The sequence below is a fragment of the Paenibacillus hebaui genome (assembly GCF_051934385.1).
Classification (GTDB): domain Bacteria; phylum Bacillota; class Bacilli; order Paenibacillales; family Paenibacillaceae; genus Paenibacillus.
This window is the reverse complement of the sequence record NZ_CP196836.1, coordinates 523,396-537,769: the sequence shown is the minus strand read 5'-3', so window position 1 is coordinate 537,769 and position 14,374 is coordinate 523,396. Positions and strand designations below refer to the sequence as shown.

Here is a 14,374-nt window from a genome sequence, read left to right as displayed (position 1 = left end):
AAATTTTCATCATTTGCCATAATATATAGCCTCCCCCTGTCCGATATAAATATGATGAAATACTCACTGCACGTGTCATCCATCGTGTGCGCAATTCCCCAAAACCGGGAGAACAGTTCAATCAGCAAAATGCTATTACAGAAATGAGGGTTTAACACATGAAAACAAACAAGTACATCCGCGCAGGACTCACCATGATTCTGATCCTAATGGTACTGAGCCTGGGAGCTTGTTCAGCCAATAATACAACAACGGCTACAGACACAAGAACAAAAGTAGGTATAGTTCTTACTGAAGTTGGCTTGGGTGATCGCTCGTTCAATGACGCCGCTTTTGATGGGCTGGTTCAGGCCAGAAACGAGAAGAGCATTATATTTGACTACCGTGAGCCCAGCAAGGATTTAACCGCTGAAGCTGCATTTGAGCAATTGGTAGAAGCCAAATCCGACTTGATTATCGGTCTGAGCGATGTGGTCCAATCGGATATGGAGAAGGTTGCTACCAAATATCCCGATCAGCAATTTTTAATGATTGACAGTCAGTCCGAGCTGTCCAATATTGCTTCTATTTCATTCCGAGCCGAAGAAGGAAGCTATCTTGCAGGCATTATTGCCGGTTTTGCCACAAAGGAAGATCATGTAGGATTTTTGGGTGGAATAGATATTCCGGTCCTTCGCAATTTCGAGCAGGGCTTCGAACAAGGTGTCAAGGCCGTCAAACCGGATGCCAAGGTTGATGTTGTCTATGCTGGAGACTTCGGGAATGCCGATCTGGGGAAACAGATTGCAGTGGAGATGATCCAGAAACAGGGTGCTGACGTTATTTACGTGGCTGCTGGACTCACAGGCGTTGGTGCGCTTACAGAGATTCAGGAATTAGGAAAATACGCCATCGGTGTAGATACCGATCAATTCTTTTTGGCGGAAAAGGCGATCCTCACGTCCATGCTGAAAAATGTGGATGTCTCCATCTATAACGCCGTTAACACGTTCATTAAGAACAATCATACGTTCCCTCAAAAGGAAATTGTCGAAGGTCTGGCTGAGAACTCCGTAGGCTTGACTGCTCTACATAACATCACGCTCAGTGATGAACAACAGCAAACCTTCGAGGATCTGAAAACACAGATCTCATCCGGCAAAATCAAAATTACACTTAATCCATAAACTATCGGGTTCGAGGAGGTACGCTTATGAAACTACAGGGGAAATTGATACTCAACGCTTTGATCTCACTACTTCTATGCCTTGCATTAGTAGCTTATATCATTACGGAATTACTCGGCATGAATGCCAAGAATCAAAACCTGGTACCTGCCATGCTCAAGGTTAGTGAGCTGAATGCCAATCAGATTCAGACACAACAAGCTCTCGATGTATTTTCATTCTCCATGACAGCCGGGAATCAGGACGCCGTAATCCGCTTGCTGGACGGAGGCCAATCGATGATTCAGGAGCTTACGGGCGGATTGCTCGAAACGGATCAGCAGCTTCAGCTCATTCAGGCCATCCAGACGAAACTGACTGCTCTTCATCAGGGAGCCACCGAAGCCATGACAGCGATGGAAAGTGCAGAAGCAAAACGATATAGCACACGGGTTCGAGGCATACAGAATGATATCTATACGTTGGATGAGATCACCCGAGATCGGTATGATCAATATACGGTCGATCTGGAGCGTAACATCCAGCAGACGTGGCAAGTCGCTCTGGGTGGAGCAATCGTATTGCTCGTCGCCGTTATGTTGTTCAATACGTATACTTCACGTCAGATCGCACGGCGTATTCGCACGCTGAAAGAAGCCGCAGGAAAAATCGCAGATGGTGATCTAACCCAGCAGCTTCCGGATACCCGGGGAAAAGATGAGCTGGATGATCTGAATCGTTCATTCCGCATCATGACGGACAACATACGAACGATCATTCAATCCATTGGCGCGGCAGGAAATCGTGTCGATGTCATGGCACAGGATATTGATCGCGGCAACGATACGATGCAAGCCATTGTACAGCAAGTGTCCCGCACCACCGAGGAGCTATCCATCGGCAGTCAGAAAATCGCTGAGGATCTGAGCGAAACAGTGATGGTCGTGGACAAGATGCAGCTCACCTTCAATAATAATCTTCAGGCAACCTCCCAATCGGCAATCGATGGCAGCGCAGTGTTGAGTACGGTTGAAGAAGGAAACAAAGCCGTACAGGAACAACTTCGCCTGGCGGAAGTGAATCGTATGGCGATGTCTGAAGTGGAACAAACGGTACTGGAACTGGAAGAAAGTGCAGCAAGAATTACAACGATGACAGGATATGTGTCGGAGATTGCCAAACAGACGACCCTTCTGTCGTTAAATGCCTCCATTGAGGCTGCTCGTGCGGGAGAAGCCGGACGTGGCTTCGCTGTTGTTGCGGGTGAGGTGAACAAGCTCGCTGAACAGTCCGCGCAATCCGTAAAGCATATCTACGCAGCTGTTGGTGAGATTGCAGCTTCCATGGATAAGGTGAAGAACTCTGTGGCACAGAGCAAACAGCTCTTTGGCGAACAGGAGCAAGCCACCGGGCAAACCCGTGAATCTTTCTCTGCCATTCGCGAGAGTGTGGAGCGGATTAGCACAGGCATCCACCAGCTTGCAGATGATATGCAGCAATCGAGCGAACTTAGTGCACAGGTACAGCAGGCCATCGAAAATATAAGTGCCATTACCGAGCAGTCGGCCGCCAGCAGTGAAGAGATTACAGCTTCCACAGCGGAACAACAACGTTCCTTTGCAGAAGCAAGTATTAAGGTCAAGTCTTTACGAGACATCAGTACGGAAATGCATGAGGAGCTTCAGCGCTTCCGTCTGTAGCTGGACCCTATACCTCCCGTTTGCGTTCGTCGTCACAGTCTTCATTCAGGGATCAGAACATCGGACGTTTTTATACCGATAGAAAAAAATAAAACAACAACAAGCACAAGACCTCGTTTCCCCCGGTTGGGAGAAACGCAGGTCTTGTGCTTGTTGTTCGGTGAAGTATGATGTGCCGTTTGATGCGCATACAGATGAACAGGTGCAGAACTAAGCAAACAAAGAAGGCTACTCTGTCGTCAGATCACAGCACGTCGATGATATCCCCTGCCAGTAGTGAAGCTGGGTCTCCGCGCAGCAACGCGGCTCGCTCGGCAGCTTGTCCATGGAGATATACGCCGAACGCGGCGGCTTGCTCCGCGCTGAGCCCTTGGGCGAGCAGACCGGCGATGATGCCGGTCAATACGTCTCCGGCACCGCCAGTCGCCATGCCGGCGTGCCCCGTGGTGTTGATGTACGCCTCGCCGGAAGGCGTTGCGATGACCGTTCGTGCTCCCTTGAGCACAAGGGTCACGCCCTGCTCGCGGGCGTACCTGGCAGCGTGTCCAATGCGGTCACGCTGCACTTCCGGGGTCGACATGCCCAGCAGTCGGCCCATCTCCCCGGGGTGCGGCGTGAGGATGGTCGCCGCACTTCGCTGGCCCCAGTCGCGGGGCCCATGTGGGCCGACGTCTGCGAGCATGTTGAGGGCGTCCGCGTCGATGACAAGCGGGCGATCCGTGTGTTGCCACAGACGGCGCAGCCAGTCTGTGTCGCCCTTGAAGCGGCCGAGGCCCGGGCCGGTCGCGAGCACGTCGCGGCTCTCCGCGAGACGCAGCACGGCGTCTGCGGAAGCCGCGTTCCATTCGCCGCTGTCGCCATCGGCGGCAGCGAGCATGAGCTCGGGCACGCTGCCGATGACATGCGGCAGCAGTGCCGCGGGCAGCGCCCATGTGGCGAGCCCGCAGCCTGCGCGCAGCGCGGCCTTGGCCGAGAGCAAGCCTGCGCCGCTCATCGGCAGACTGCCTGCGGCCAACAATACGTGGCCGTAGGTGCCTTTATGGCCGTCCGGTGCCCGGAGGCGGCTCGTGTCCACGCGCAGCGCACTGCGCAGCACCTCTTCCGTCAGCAGACGGACAGAGGGGCCATGCTCTGGCGCAAGCCGCGTGGGAATGCCGATGGCTCGCACCACAATGCGCCCCGCGGCGGAAGCCCCCGGGTACTGCACAAGCCCGCGCTTGAGCAGCGCGAGGCATACGGTCACCCGGGCCTGAATGCAGGACGTGTATATCTCCCCGGTGTCGGCATCCAGCCCACTCGGCACATCGGCGGACACGACCGGCTTGCCGCTGTCGTTCGCCGCCTCAATCAGCGCCGCGTAAGCTCCCCGCGGCGCTCCCCGCGAGCCGGTGCCCAGCAGCGCATCCACGATGCCTGTGCACCGGCTGAAGTCCACGGCTTCGCGTCCGTGGACAAGAGCAGGGATGCCGAGCTTCGCGGCGGCATCCCGCTGCACTGCGGCTTCGCCCTGCAGTGACTCAGGGGCATCGGCGTAAACCAATGTCACGCCAAGCCCCGCTTCAAGCAGATGACGCGCCGCAACCAGCCCGTCGCCGCCATTATTGCCCTTACCGATCAGCATGTACCACTGCTGATTGCTGGGCTGCTCCATCACCAGCGCCGGATCGGCGGTGATGGAGCCACCCCGTTCAGGCCAATCCCCGGGCCCGGTGTGCGCCCGGGAATCAGCACCATTTTCCCAACGCCTCGGTTGTTCCACTCTGTCCCTCATTCCAACTTCCCGGCACAGCCGAATGACTTCCTCAGCAATCACTCTGCCTGCATTCTCCATCAGACTGGCCGCAGGAATGCCCAGCTTGTGAATAGTATGCTCGTCTACAGCTCTCATCTGTTCAGCGGTTACGATAAACAACGTTCATCCCTCCCCGGTGACATCCACCATTCGCCAGTCGTATAGTTTACCTACTTCTTTTACTTCGCAGCCAGATTGCGATCTCTTCCGAACCTGTTATCCTCTGCCTGTGTTGCCTTGCTTCTTGCCTGACGAGTCTTAATAACCCACTGTAAACCGGGATTGAATAAACTGCGGATCATCCAGTTCATCCACTAAAGCCGCTGCAAAATCACCAACAGAAACCGAACTCTCCCCAAGATCATCAGTGATTACACGACTCATGCCAACCCGGAACAGGCCTGTCCGTCTTCCGGTTGTAATCGTAGCTGCAGGGCTCATGTAGGTCCAATGAATATCCGATGCTGCAATCAGCTCATACGCGTCTGCATGAGCCTTCGCCAGTGGCTTGACTTCTTCCGGGAACCCTGGCGTGTCCATCAGCATCTCACCGGAATCAGTCAGCAAGCTTCCCGCTCCGCCAACCACGACCAGACGTCCTGCTTTTGCACGACGCACACCCTCAATTAATGAGCGTGTCACTTCCAGCATTTCTTCTTCTGCACCGAACTTCGGTCCATACGCACTCACAACTGCTTCCTGGCCTGCTGCAAAATCAGCCACCTGATCCGGGTTAAGCAGATCTCCCTGTTCCACACGCAAGCGTTCATGCACCATCTCAATCTTCGACGGGTCACGCACCACCGCTGTTACTTCATGCCCACGATCCATCAACTCCCACAATATCGTCTTGCCAATGGCTCCGGTTGCTCCAAAAATAGCAACTTTCATATCAAATCCCTCTTTCCTTTATATTCGTCCATTACTCCAATGCAAACAAACGTACCGTTATTGTAATACTTAATCCCTTTAATATAACCTTAAACGGCTCACGCCATCTTAAACCGTCTGTTCACACTTGTAAACCATGCCTTGTAACTCTGTACGTTATGCATTCGGTCCGTCTTTTCCCTGCCTCCACCACATGCCCTCCGATTTCGGGCTGGTATATTCAAATCCAAATTGAGCATACAGGCGATCAGCCGGAACATCCGCGAGCAGACTGACCAAACTACGAGCAGGCACAGCTTCACGCAGATAATTCATAATTTCACCCATGATTAGTTTGCCATAACCGATCCCCTGAACATCCGGGTGTACAGCAATATCGACGACCTGAAAGAAACAACCGCCATCCCCTATAACTCGCCCCATACCTACCAGCACATCCTCTTCACGCAGACATACGGCAAACAGACTGTTCGGTAGTCCAATCTCCGCCCCTTCCCTGCTCATCGGACTAAGGCCGGCAATCTGCCGCAGGGCTAGATACTCCACTGCTGCGGGTAGTGTGTGTTCAATATTCACATGATCCATGAAATAATCCCCTCTCCATTAAACTAAATTATTCTTTTAATCTGTTAACCTTATGCCAAAACTTTAACAGAAGCACAGGGGGGATATATATAGGTCTTAACCATTGATAAGACAGATCTTTAAGCAACTGACCGTGCCATAGCCGTCCCTGATCATCCAATTGCATCTTCCATGGGCCGCTGGCCATGGTTTCTCCCTGATCTACAAGTTCACGGGCATCATCATAGGAATACTCTTCTCCCTTATTTCGTTCAATCTCTTCAAGAGCTGCATCATATAAATGCTGCTGTTCTGCTTCCATTTCCTCTGTAAAATCAGAATCATATATCACGGAAAAGTTAAGCCCTTTGAACTTATGCTCCTCAATCCACTCTTTGAATTTATCCGTAATAAAGACCTGCACACCAGGAGTTTCATTAATCTTGAACATACACGTCCCATCCGGTATTTTGGCAGGATCGAATACAAGCTTGTTAAAACGAAACCAAGATCCGTCTTTGAATCGATCTATACCGGAACGGTTATAATCAACACAGTCCAATATATTAGTAACATTTAGTATGAACAATTCCATATTATCATTCGTTATTGGCAAAAATTCTACTTCGCTCGTTAATAAACTCTCTTTCTCCATCATCTCTTTAACTCTTTTTGAGACCACAGGTTTACCGATATGGTATTTCGGAAAATCCTTGTATGATTTTTTATAAAGGGTTTCTAAACTTATTGTTGTCCATCCTTTTATTTTGGATTGACCGTGGAAATCACTATTAATTGGGTGATGATCATCTTCCACTCCTGCTAGTACCTTAGCTTTTACATCATGTTGAAACTTATATACTTTCATTTCCCCACCCTCGCTAGTTAATCCAGATTAGTCAATTCTAGTCTTCCTTCTAATATTCTTAACGTAGAAACTCATTTACTCCAATTACTTTGGCTTCGTCCTTTTGGACAAATAGAATTAAATTTCTGATCTCGTAGCCTTATGCCAAGATCTCAACATTAACACGGGGGAATATAAGCTGTTGTTCAACTAACTTTTTAAAACTATCGGTTATATATATTTAGTGAGATACCCTCTCTTTAATCTTAACTTGGTCACTAACTAATAACTCATCTTCTGATATCCATCCACCAATTTTTGATGCAATATCTATGATTACCTGTTGTTCTGGACTTTGTACCCCTTTCTGCTTGAATTCATCTACTTCCTGTGTAATAGTGAGAGATAGCTTACGTAAAGCGTGTTTCATGATACGTTAAGTTGATGCAAAGGAGGATGAAGTGTGTTTCAACGTTGGATTGAAGATCTAACATCGCGCTCAGGTGCTGTGGCTGTGCTGTTTGGGATCATGGCTCTGCTTCTGGGGATATACATATGGTCTGCCACTGAAGTTCGCCGTAGCCGTGACAGGCGAATGCGAAGGATACGAGATACATTATACATAAGTACAGCCCTCTTGGGACAACTCACCATCCAGGAAAATCGGAAATACGAACGGACGGAACATGAACATAATGATCTGTTAACTGCAATGTTAGCCTGCAAGGCTGCATCTTGCCTCTCCCCCCAGCTACAGGACCAGATCCGTGAATGTATCAAGGAACATGATCCTGCCAGGCTCGGGCTGATGCACAAAGCACTGGAACGAGAGTGTACAGCGTTATCGGATGAACTCAGCCGTGACTCTCATGCGGATCACTGGGGCAAAGCGGTCTGGACTGTCCTTCGACCTTTAGCCGAACCAGCAGCGCTGGTTGCCACAGGGGTTCTGGCGGCAGACTTGGTGTTCCGTCAGCGTATCTTGGACGTGTCTGTGGATTCATGGCAGAGCGTCTTACCGTGGATTCGCATGGTTTCACTGATGATCACCATACTCTATGCTTATCTTCTCTGGGCCAGTCCACGTCAGAGTAACCCGGGTGCGACGATAACCAAAACGCTCTCCTTGCTGATTGCGCTATGCTCCTTGCTTCATCTGGTTGGACTCGTGACTGCTCCCTATGCCCTTGGATTACAGCTGATTTTATTCACCTCGGGTTTTGGACTTACCGGAACCCGTTCTCGCAGTGATCGCCCGTACGCAGGGCATACCGAAGCGGACGAGGACATGAACCGTAGAAGCGATACGCATGTGGAGGAACAAACTGACGCGGGACTAAACCACCATACACCTCGCAGATAGGAGCATAATCAGAAAAGTGAATCTTCTGACCACAGTTGTATGCCGTAGGTTGTTGTTTTACGTCATGCTACAGCTTTCACGTCATGCATCAAAAAGAAGCCGGCATCCTGTGCCGGCTTCTCTCTGTATCTGTAATTTACGAATTGTTCATCATGCCAACCTTATGATTCTATCTATGCCCTGTGTGACAAGCGCAATACAGACTGATATTGGTTTCCTGATTCTATCCCTTCACACTCGCATTCGATCCGCGCAATGAGCGAGCTGAACTGCTTCGTGCAGTGCTGCCGGATTTGGAGGCGCTGCCTGAGGGCGTATTTTCAAAGCGCTTGCGTTCCGTACGCTCCATCTGCACAATCTGACCTTCGTGTACTACGATGTGCAGTGAGCCAAACTCCATGTCATTCAGCTGTCCGGCAATTCGGTCCATCCATACCTCATCCACTTTTAACGGCTTAGCCATAGAGCCGCCTCCTCTTCTCGGGCTGCTGCCCGCTATAATCCTAGATGCGCTGTCATCCAACCGATTTATAAATCATTCTTATCCAACCTATATACTTGGTTTATACATTATCAGGGCTTCCAGTAGCTGTCAATCCGAATTTTTATGTTTATGAGACATCACCCATCTTTATTCCAAACCATCACCGATACCCTATATTGAGCACGGACTTTGAAGCCTCGCATCACGTTTCAGAAATGGCTTTGTGTCCAAGCCAGCTCTTAAGCAGCAACGTGGCGAGAGCCAATATGAGTAACAGCGAAGCTACGGCAAACGAAGCTGAGAATTGATATTCGTTATACAAAATCTCGACATGCAGTGGCAGCGTATTCGTCTCCCCACGGATATGACCCGACACCACAGATACCGCTCCGAACTCACCCATAGCACGGGCATTACACAGAATAATACCGTACAGCAGTCCCCACTTGATGTTGGGCAGTGTTACATCCCAGAAGATTCTCCATCCGGAAGCACCCAGCGTAACGGCCGCTTCTTCTTCCCGGGTTCCCTGATCCTCCATCAGTGGAATGAGTTCCCTCGCCACAAAGGGGAAAGTAATAAACAACGTTGCAATCACAATGCCTGGTAGCGCAAAAATGATTTTGAACTCATGCTCTGCCAGACATGGCCCAAACCACCCGTTCGAACCAAAGACCAATACAAAGATCAACCCGCCCACCACAGGCGAGATCGAAAAGGGAAGATCAATCAGTGTGATCATTAATCCCTTGCCCTTGAACTGGAACTTGGTAATAACCCATGCAGCTGCCACACCAAATATCGTATTAAGCGGTACCGTTATCGCCGCAACCAATAATGTGAGCTTCAGTGCAGACATGGCGTCCGGCTCAGTCAGGGCCGCAATATAGACACCCCAGCCCTGCTTCAGCGCCTCCATGAGCACAATCACCAACGGTAAAATAAGCAGCCACAATAACACCAGGCTTGCCAATCCAATCAACAGCCATTTGACCCATGGAGCTTCCGACGTTGCACGGTTAGATCCGGGGCCGGTTCGTACGGGTGGAACAGGGCTCAGTGGAATGGAACCCGCCATACACTGCACCTCCTTCGGTTTGGGTAATTGACGTCGCACCCTTAATCCATCATGTGGCTAACCACCGTTGACATGCAGCGGGGCACCGCCCGCTGAGAGCTGCAAGCGGTGCGAAATGCTCCATGATCATGCTCTGCCCGCCTTTCGGCTCCAGCGTTGCAAGGAATTAATGATCAGAAGTAGGATGAAAGAGACCAGAAGCAGCAGCAAAGCTACAGCTGTAGCACCCGCATAATCGAACTGCTCCAGCTTGGCCATGATCAGTAAGGGCGCAATCTCCGTTTTCATCGGCATATTGCCTGAGATAAATACAACGGAGCCATATTCACCGATGCCCCGGGCAAAAGCCAGAGCGAACCCGGTCAGCAGGGGTGGAATCAGATCCGGCAGCAGAATCGTACGGAATATCCGCCATCTTCCTGCGCCCAGCGTGGCTGCGGCTTCTTCCACCTCAGCCTCCAGTTCCTCCAGCACCGGCTGTACCGTACGCACCACAAACGGAATGCCGATAAACATCAGCGCGAGGGTAATGCCAGCCTGGGAATAAGCCAGCTTGATGCCCAAAGGCTCTACAAACTGCCCAATCCAACCATTTCCGGCATATATCGCAGTAAGGGCAACCCCGGCCACCGCAGTCGGTAAGGCAAAAGGCAGATCAATGACCGCATCAAACAACCTTTTGCCAGGGAACTCATACCGGACCAGCACCCATGCCAAAAGTAGCCCGAGCACCAGATCAATCAGGGCCGCTGCACCTGCGGTCAGAAAGCTGACCCGGAAGGAAGCCAGCACCCTCGGATTGGTCGCAACCTCAATCATGGTTGCCCATGTCAGTCCTGTAGAGTTAAACAACAGTGCAGTCAGTGGAATAAGTACAACCAGGCTCAGGTAGAGCACACTGTAACCCATCGTTAATCCGAATCCCGGCAGTGTACGACTCCGGGCCACCATCACCTTGCTCATGCACGTTCATCCTCTCTGCCTTCAGCCGGTAAGGCTGGTTGGCCGCTTACCTGTTCACACGATGCTCTCCCCATCCAAACCATTAGCTGCCTGGAACATAGATCTGGTCGAAGATACCGCCATCATTGAAATGTTTGGCCTGGGTATCCCGCCATGTCCCAAATACATCGTTCAATGTGAACAGCTCAAGCTCAGGAAACTGATCCTTGAACTTTTCCTTCACGCTGTCCAGTGTTGGACGGTAATAATTTTCAGCCGCAATCGTCTGTCCCTCTTCACTGTACAAGTATTTTAGGTAAGCGTCCGCCACTTCACGACTACCTTTTTTGTCTGCATTTTTATCTACGATCGCTACAGGTGGTTCAGCCAGGATACTGATCGAAGGCACAACAATATCGAATTGGTCTGGCCCCAGCTCTTTTACCGATAAGAAAGCTTCATTCTCCCAGGCAAGCAGTACATCACCGATACCACGCTCTACAAACGTTGTGGTAGATCCGCGAGCACCCGAGTCCAATACAGGCGCATGTTTGAACAATTCTCCAACGAACGCTTTCGCCTTCTCTTCATCATTGTTGTTATGTTTGAGCGCATATCCCCATGCCGCCAGATAGTTCCAACGCGCACCGCCGGACGTTTTCGGATTCGGTGTAATCACCTGGGTGTCCCCTTTGATGAGATCATCCCAGTCCTTGATGCCTTTCGGATTGCCTTTGCGTACCAAAAATACAATCGTAGATGTGTATGGGGAGCTGTTATGCTCGTATTTGCCCTGCCACCCCGTATTGATCAGACCTTTATCTTCTATTGCATCGATATCATATCCCAATGCCAGCGTAACAACATCCGCATCCAAACCATCTATGACGGAGCGACTTTGCTTGCCTGAACCGCCGTGAGACTGCTTGATTGTCACTTCCTGGCCTTTGTCTTTCAGCCAATGCGCCGCAAACGCTTTGTTATATTGCTCGTAGAGTTCCCGCGTTGGATCATAGGAAACATTCAGCAGCTCGATGGCCTTGGCCCCTTCCGTACCACCTTCCGCTCCCCCCGATGTTCCTGCTGCACTGGGCCCGCCGTTTTCCGAGCCGCATGCTACCAATACCCCTGTTAACACCAGTGCCAGACCAACCAGAATACCTTTATGAATTCTCTTTTTCATAGATAACACTCCCCCCGAATGGATCTGCATGACTACCTTAACAGGCTGAACAGCATGGAACGCACCGAAAAAAAAACAAAAAGACGGAGGAACCCCCGCGCACTCCTCCCTCATAAAGTCATGCCGACCCAAGGCCGTGTATGCTTCATTCAAAAACGATGCGCTGCGGTGTTCCTCCGTCTATACGGTGAGAACGTTATTCTGTTTAGTTTAATTTATTATTCCTACCTGTTTAGTAAGTTATATACGTATAATAAAGGCAGCACATATACCTGTCAAACGTTTTTTCCGATTTTTACCGAGTTTCTTTATCATAGTCAAAAAAATAGGAACAACCGAACGAACGTCCGTTGTTCCTCTTCAGCGAATCCAACATTCACTGTGTATCTGAAAGATGAATTGGATGGGATTGTAGTCCCTTACCCATCCCCTTATCCGTTTCCTTTATCTGCCCGCATACCGGATATTCGGTACCGGAGGTGTGTTCATGCCTTCTCCCAGATAAAATCCGGTGTGCGGCGGTTGATTGTAGGCTACATTTTGCCAAGCGATACCAAGACGGTACACCGGATCATGCATCAGCGTGTATATGCGTTTGTCCGTAACCGCTGTTGTGGTATAGATCCGCAACGCCGAACTGTCATTTGTCCGCCATACCACTTCCTCTCTCCAGTCCCCGAACAGGTCGGCCTGCAGATTCGGTGTGGACTTCGTTCCGTTATTGGAAGAAACGCCGGATGCGGTGAGCAGGTTCACAGTTGTGCTGTTGGCATAATCCCACTTATCGATCCGGTTGCTATCCAATAATTCTCGCAGAAGATCCCCATCCCACCAGATGCCAAAATTCGTAGAGGAAGGCAGGGTTGTCCCGAGTTTCTGTCCTTTGGCTGTATACAGACTGCCGTCTGCCCACACTTCAGCGCCTTTATATCGTGGATCGATATCCGCTGCCATGCCGCGTCCGATATCCTTCGTTGTTTTAACTCCCCAGATTAACTGTCCTGTACGCGCATCGCGGAACTCCACCCCGGCATTGGAAGGTGTCTCATGGACCTGGAATACCTCAAGCCCGGCGCGGTCCGGGTCCAGATCACTCAGATGCATCGCATCGCCATGGTTCAGCCTTGTCGTGTATAAACCATTTCCGTTGTCATCCACCGCCATGGCACCATAGATGATCTCATCTTTGCCATCTCCATCTACATCTGCCACGCTCAGATTATGATTACCCTGCCCAGCATAACCCGAATTGCCGGATGTATTCGAATCAAAAGTCCATTGTTTAGTCAACTGTCCATTCCGCCAGTTATAAGCCACCAACACGGTACGCGTATAGTACCCACGTGCCATGACCAGACTTGGGCGTTCCCCATCCAGATAAGCAATGGCTGCAAGGAAACGATCCACTCGGTTGCCATAGTTGTCTCCCCAATCCGATACATTGCCACGCGCCGGTTCATAGTTCACCGTAGAGAGCGCCTTGCCGTTCTGCCCATTGAAAACCGTCAGGAATTCCGGTCCAGACAATACATAGCCGCTGGAATTGCGGTAATCCTTGCTTGCATCACCAATGACTACGCCCGTGCCATCCCGTGTGCCATCGGCTGTTTTCATCGCCACCTCGGCTTTGCCGTCACCGTCGAGATCGTACACCATGAACTGGGTGTAGTGAGCACCCGCGCGAATATTTTTGCCCAGACTAATCCGCCACAGGCGTGTTCCGTTTAATTTGTAGGCATCGATGAACACTTCCCCGGTATAACCGCTTTGAGAGTTATCTTTGGAGTTGGAGGGGTCCCACTTCACGATCAGTTCATACTGCCCGTCACCATCCAGATCCCCTGCGCTGGCATCATTGGCACTGTACGTATAAGCGACACCATCCGGCGTTGTACCGCCCGCGGGTACACTCAGCGGCACAGACAGATAGTTGTTACCCCATACGCTCGTTGCTGCGGAAGCGGTCTGCTCCGTTCCACTGACTACAGCGCGAACCGTGTATTTGGAACTGCTTGTCCCGCTTGCATCCTGAAGGTTGGTGCTGTTGGTTATAGGTGAAGCGTTCACCTTAGTTCCATCCCGATAGACATTAAACGATACATTCGAACCTTCCGTACCCAAGAGCCGCCAACTGACAAACACTCCTGTCCCGGTCTTCACAGCTACCACACCGCGGTCCAGAAATTCCATCTGCCTTGCACCCGCTGCGTGTGTTACCGGCGTGTTACCCAAGCCAAGCGAAGTAACCAACAACGCGGCGCTTAGCAGCGATACTCCGGCTGTCCGCCATGTACGCTTCCACAATGATCGATTTCCCATAAACCATTGCCTCCCCAATTGAATTGGTAAGCCCGATGCCCTTGTAGCGCCATCTTTTATGTAAGC

12 protein-coding genes are annotated in these 14,374 nt (G+C 50.8%); 3 read left to right on the top strand and 9 right to left on the bottom strand.

Going from position 1 to position 14,374, the window contains the following annotated elements:
* Window positions 1–158 precede the first annotated feature (158 nt).
* Window positions 159–1,166: a BMP family lipoprotein gene (locus ACR32F_RS02470; RefSeq protein WP_440115824.1), complete on the top strand. Its 1,008-nt coding sequence runs from the start codon at window positions 159–161 to the stop codon at window positions 1,164–1,166.
* Between the two features lie 26 nt (window positions 1,167–1,192).
* Complete coding sequence (locus tag ACR32F_RS02465) at window positions 1,193–2,845, top strand: methyl-accepting chemotaxis protein (RefSeq protein ID WP_440115822.1); 1,653 nt, start codon at window positions 1,193–1,195, stop codon at window positions 2,843–2,845.
* Between the two features lie 244 nt (window positions 2,846–3,089).
* On the opposite strand, the gene ACR32F_RS02460 is transcribed toward ACR32F_RS02465, so the two are convergent.
* The 4 genes from ACR32F_RS02460 to ACR32F_RS02445 form a co-directional block, all read right to left on the bottom strand.
* The gene (locus ACR32F_RS02460) at window positions 3,090–4,757 is read right to left on the bottom strand and encodes an NAD(P)H-hydrate dehydratase (RefSeq protein ID WP_440115820.1); all 1,668 of its coding nucleotides are present in this window, start codon (window positions 4,755–4,757) and stop codon (window positions 3,090–3,092) included.
* A 138-nt stretch (window positions 4,758–4,895) separates the two neighbouring features.
* Entirely contained in the window at window positions 4,896–5,528 is a 633-nt protein-coding gene (locus tag ACR32F_RS02455; RefSeq protein WP_440115818.1) for an NAD(P)-dependent oxidoreductase, read from the bottom strand.
* Window positions 5,529–5,684: 156 nt separating this feature from the next.
* Window positions 5,685–6,113: a GNAT family N-acetyltransferase gene (locus ACR32F_RS02450; RefSeq protein ID WP_440115816.1), complete on the bottom strand. Its 429-nt coding sequence runs from the start codon at window positions 6,111–6,113 to the stop codon at window positions 5,685–5,687.
* 28 nt (window positions 6,114–6,141) lie between these two features.
* Window positions 6,142–6,960, bottom strand: coding sequence for an imm11 family protein (locus tag ACR32F_RS02445; protein WP_440115814.1), 819 nt, complete (start codon window positions 6,958–6,960; stop codon window positions 6,142–6,144).
* Window positions 6,961–7,402: 442 nt separating this feature from the next.
* On the opposite strand from ACR32F_RS02445, the gene ACR32F_RS02440 reads away from it, so the two are divergent.
* Window positions 7,403–8,302 carry a hypothetical protein gene (locus ACR32F_RS02440; RefSeq protein ID WP_440115812.1) on the top strand — a complete coding sequence of 300 codons (900 nt, stop codon included), beginning with the start codon at window positions 7,403–7,405 and terminating at the stop codon, window positions 8,300–8,302.
* A 223-nt stretch (window positions 8,303–8,525) separates the two neighbouring features.
* On the opposite strand, the gene ACR32F_RS02435 is transcribed toward ACR32F_RS02440, so the two are convergent.
* The 5 genes from ACR32F_RS02435 to ACR32F_RS02415 all read right to left on the bottom strand — a co-directional run bounded on the left by ACR32F_RS02435 (window position 8,526) and on the right by ACR32F_RS02415 (window position 14,179).
* On the bottom strand, window positions 8,526–8,765 hold the full coding sequence (locus ACR32F_RS02435) for a YezD family protein (RefSeq protein ID WP_440115810.1): 240 nt from the start codon (window positions 8,763–8,765) through the stop codon (window positions 8,526–8,528).
* Between the two features lie 223 nt (window positions 8,766–8,988).
* A complete protein-coding gene (cysW, locus tag ACR32F_RS02430) occupies window positions 8,989–9,864 on the bottom strand; it encodes a sulfate ABC transporter permease subunit CysW (protein ID WP_440115808.1) in 876 nt (291 codons plus the stop codon).
* A gap of 126 nt (window positions 9,865–9,990) precedes the next feature.
* A complete protein-coding gene (gene cysT, locus ACR32F_RS02425) occupies window positions 9,991–10,827 on the bottom strand; it encodes a sulfate ABC transporter permease subunit CysT (RefSeq protein WP_440115806.1) in 837 nt (278 codons plus the stop codon).
* 82 nt (window positions 10,828–10,909) lie between these two features.
* Window positions 10,910–11,989, bottom strand: coding sequence for a sulfate ABC transporter substrate-binding protein (locus tag ACR32F_RS02420; protein ID WP_440115804.1), 1,080 nt, complete (start codon window positions 11,987–11,989; stop codon window positions 10,910–10,912).
* Window positions 11,990–12,433: 444 nt separating this feature from the next.
* Window positions 12,434–14,179: a rhamnogalacturonan lyase gene (locus ACR32F_RS02415; protein ID WP_440119655.1), complete on the bottom strand. Its 1,746-nt coding sequence runs from the start codon at window positions 14,177–14,179 to the stop codon at window positions 12,434–12,436.
* Window positions 14,180–14,374 lie beyond the last annotated feature (195 nt).

Excerpts from the sequence above, each read along its gene's own strand:
- ACR32F_RS02470 (WP_440115824.1), top strand. The coding sequence starts at position 159 with ATGAAAACAAACAAGTACATCCGCGCAGGACTCACCATGATTCTGATC.
- ACR32F_RS02465 (WP_440115822.1), top strand. The coding sequence starts at position 1,193 with ATGAAACTACAGGGGAAATTGATACTCAACGCTTTGATCTCACTACTT.
- ACR32F_RS02455 (WP_440115818.1), bottom strand. The coding sequence starts at position 5,528 with ATGAAAGTTGCTATTTTTGGAGCAACCGGAGCCATTGGCAAGACGATA.
- ACR32F_RS02450 (WP_440115816.1), bottom strand. The coding sequence starts at position 6,113 with ATGGATCATGTGAATATTGAACACACACTACCCGCAGCAGTGGAGTAT.
- ACR32F_RS02445 (WP_440115814.1), bottom strand. The coding sequence starts at position 6,960 with ATGAAAGTATATAAGTTTCAACATGATGTAAAAGCTAAGGTACTAGCA.
- ACR32F_RS02435 (WP_440115810.1), bottom strand. The coding sequence starts at position 8,765 with ATGGCTAAGCCGTTAAAAGTGGATGAGGTATGGATGGACCGAATTGCC.
- cysW (WP_440115808.1), bottom strand. The coding sequence starts at position 9,864 with ATGGCGGGTTCCATTCCACTGAGCCCTGTTCCACCCGTACGAACCGGC.
- cysT (WP_440115806.1), bottom strand. The coding sequence starts at position 10,827 with ATGAGCAAGGTGATGGTGGCCCGGAGTCGTACACTGCCGGGATTCGGA.
- ACR32F_RS02420 (WP_440115804.1), bottom strand. The coding sequence starts at position 11,989 with ATGAAAAAGAGAATTCATAAAGGTATTCTGGTTGGTCTGGCACTGGTG.
- ACR32F_RS02415 (WP_440119655.1), bottom strand. The coding sequence starts at position 14,179 with ATGGAATTTCTGGACCGCGGTGTGGTAGCTGTGAAGACCGGGACAGGA.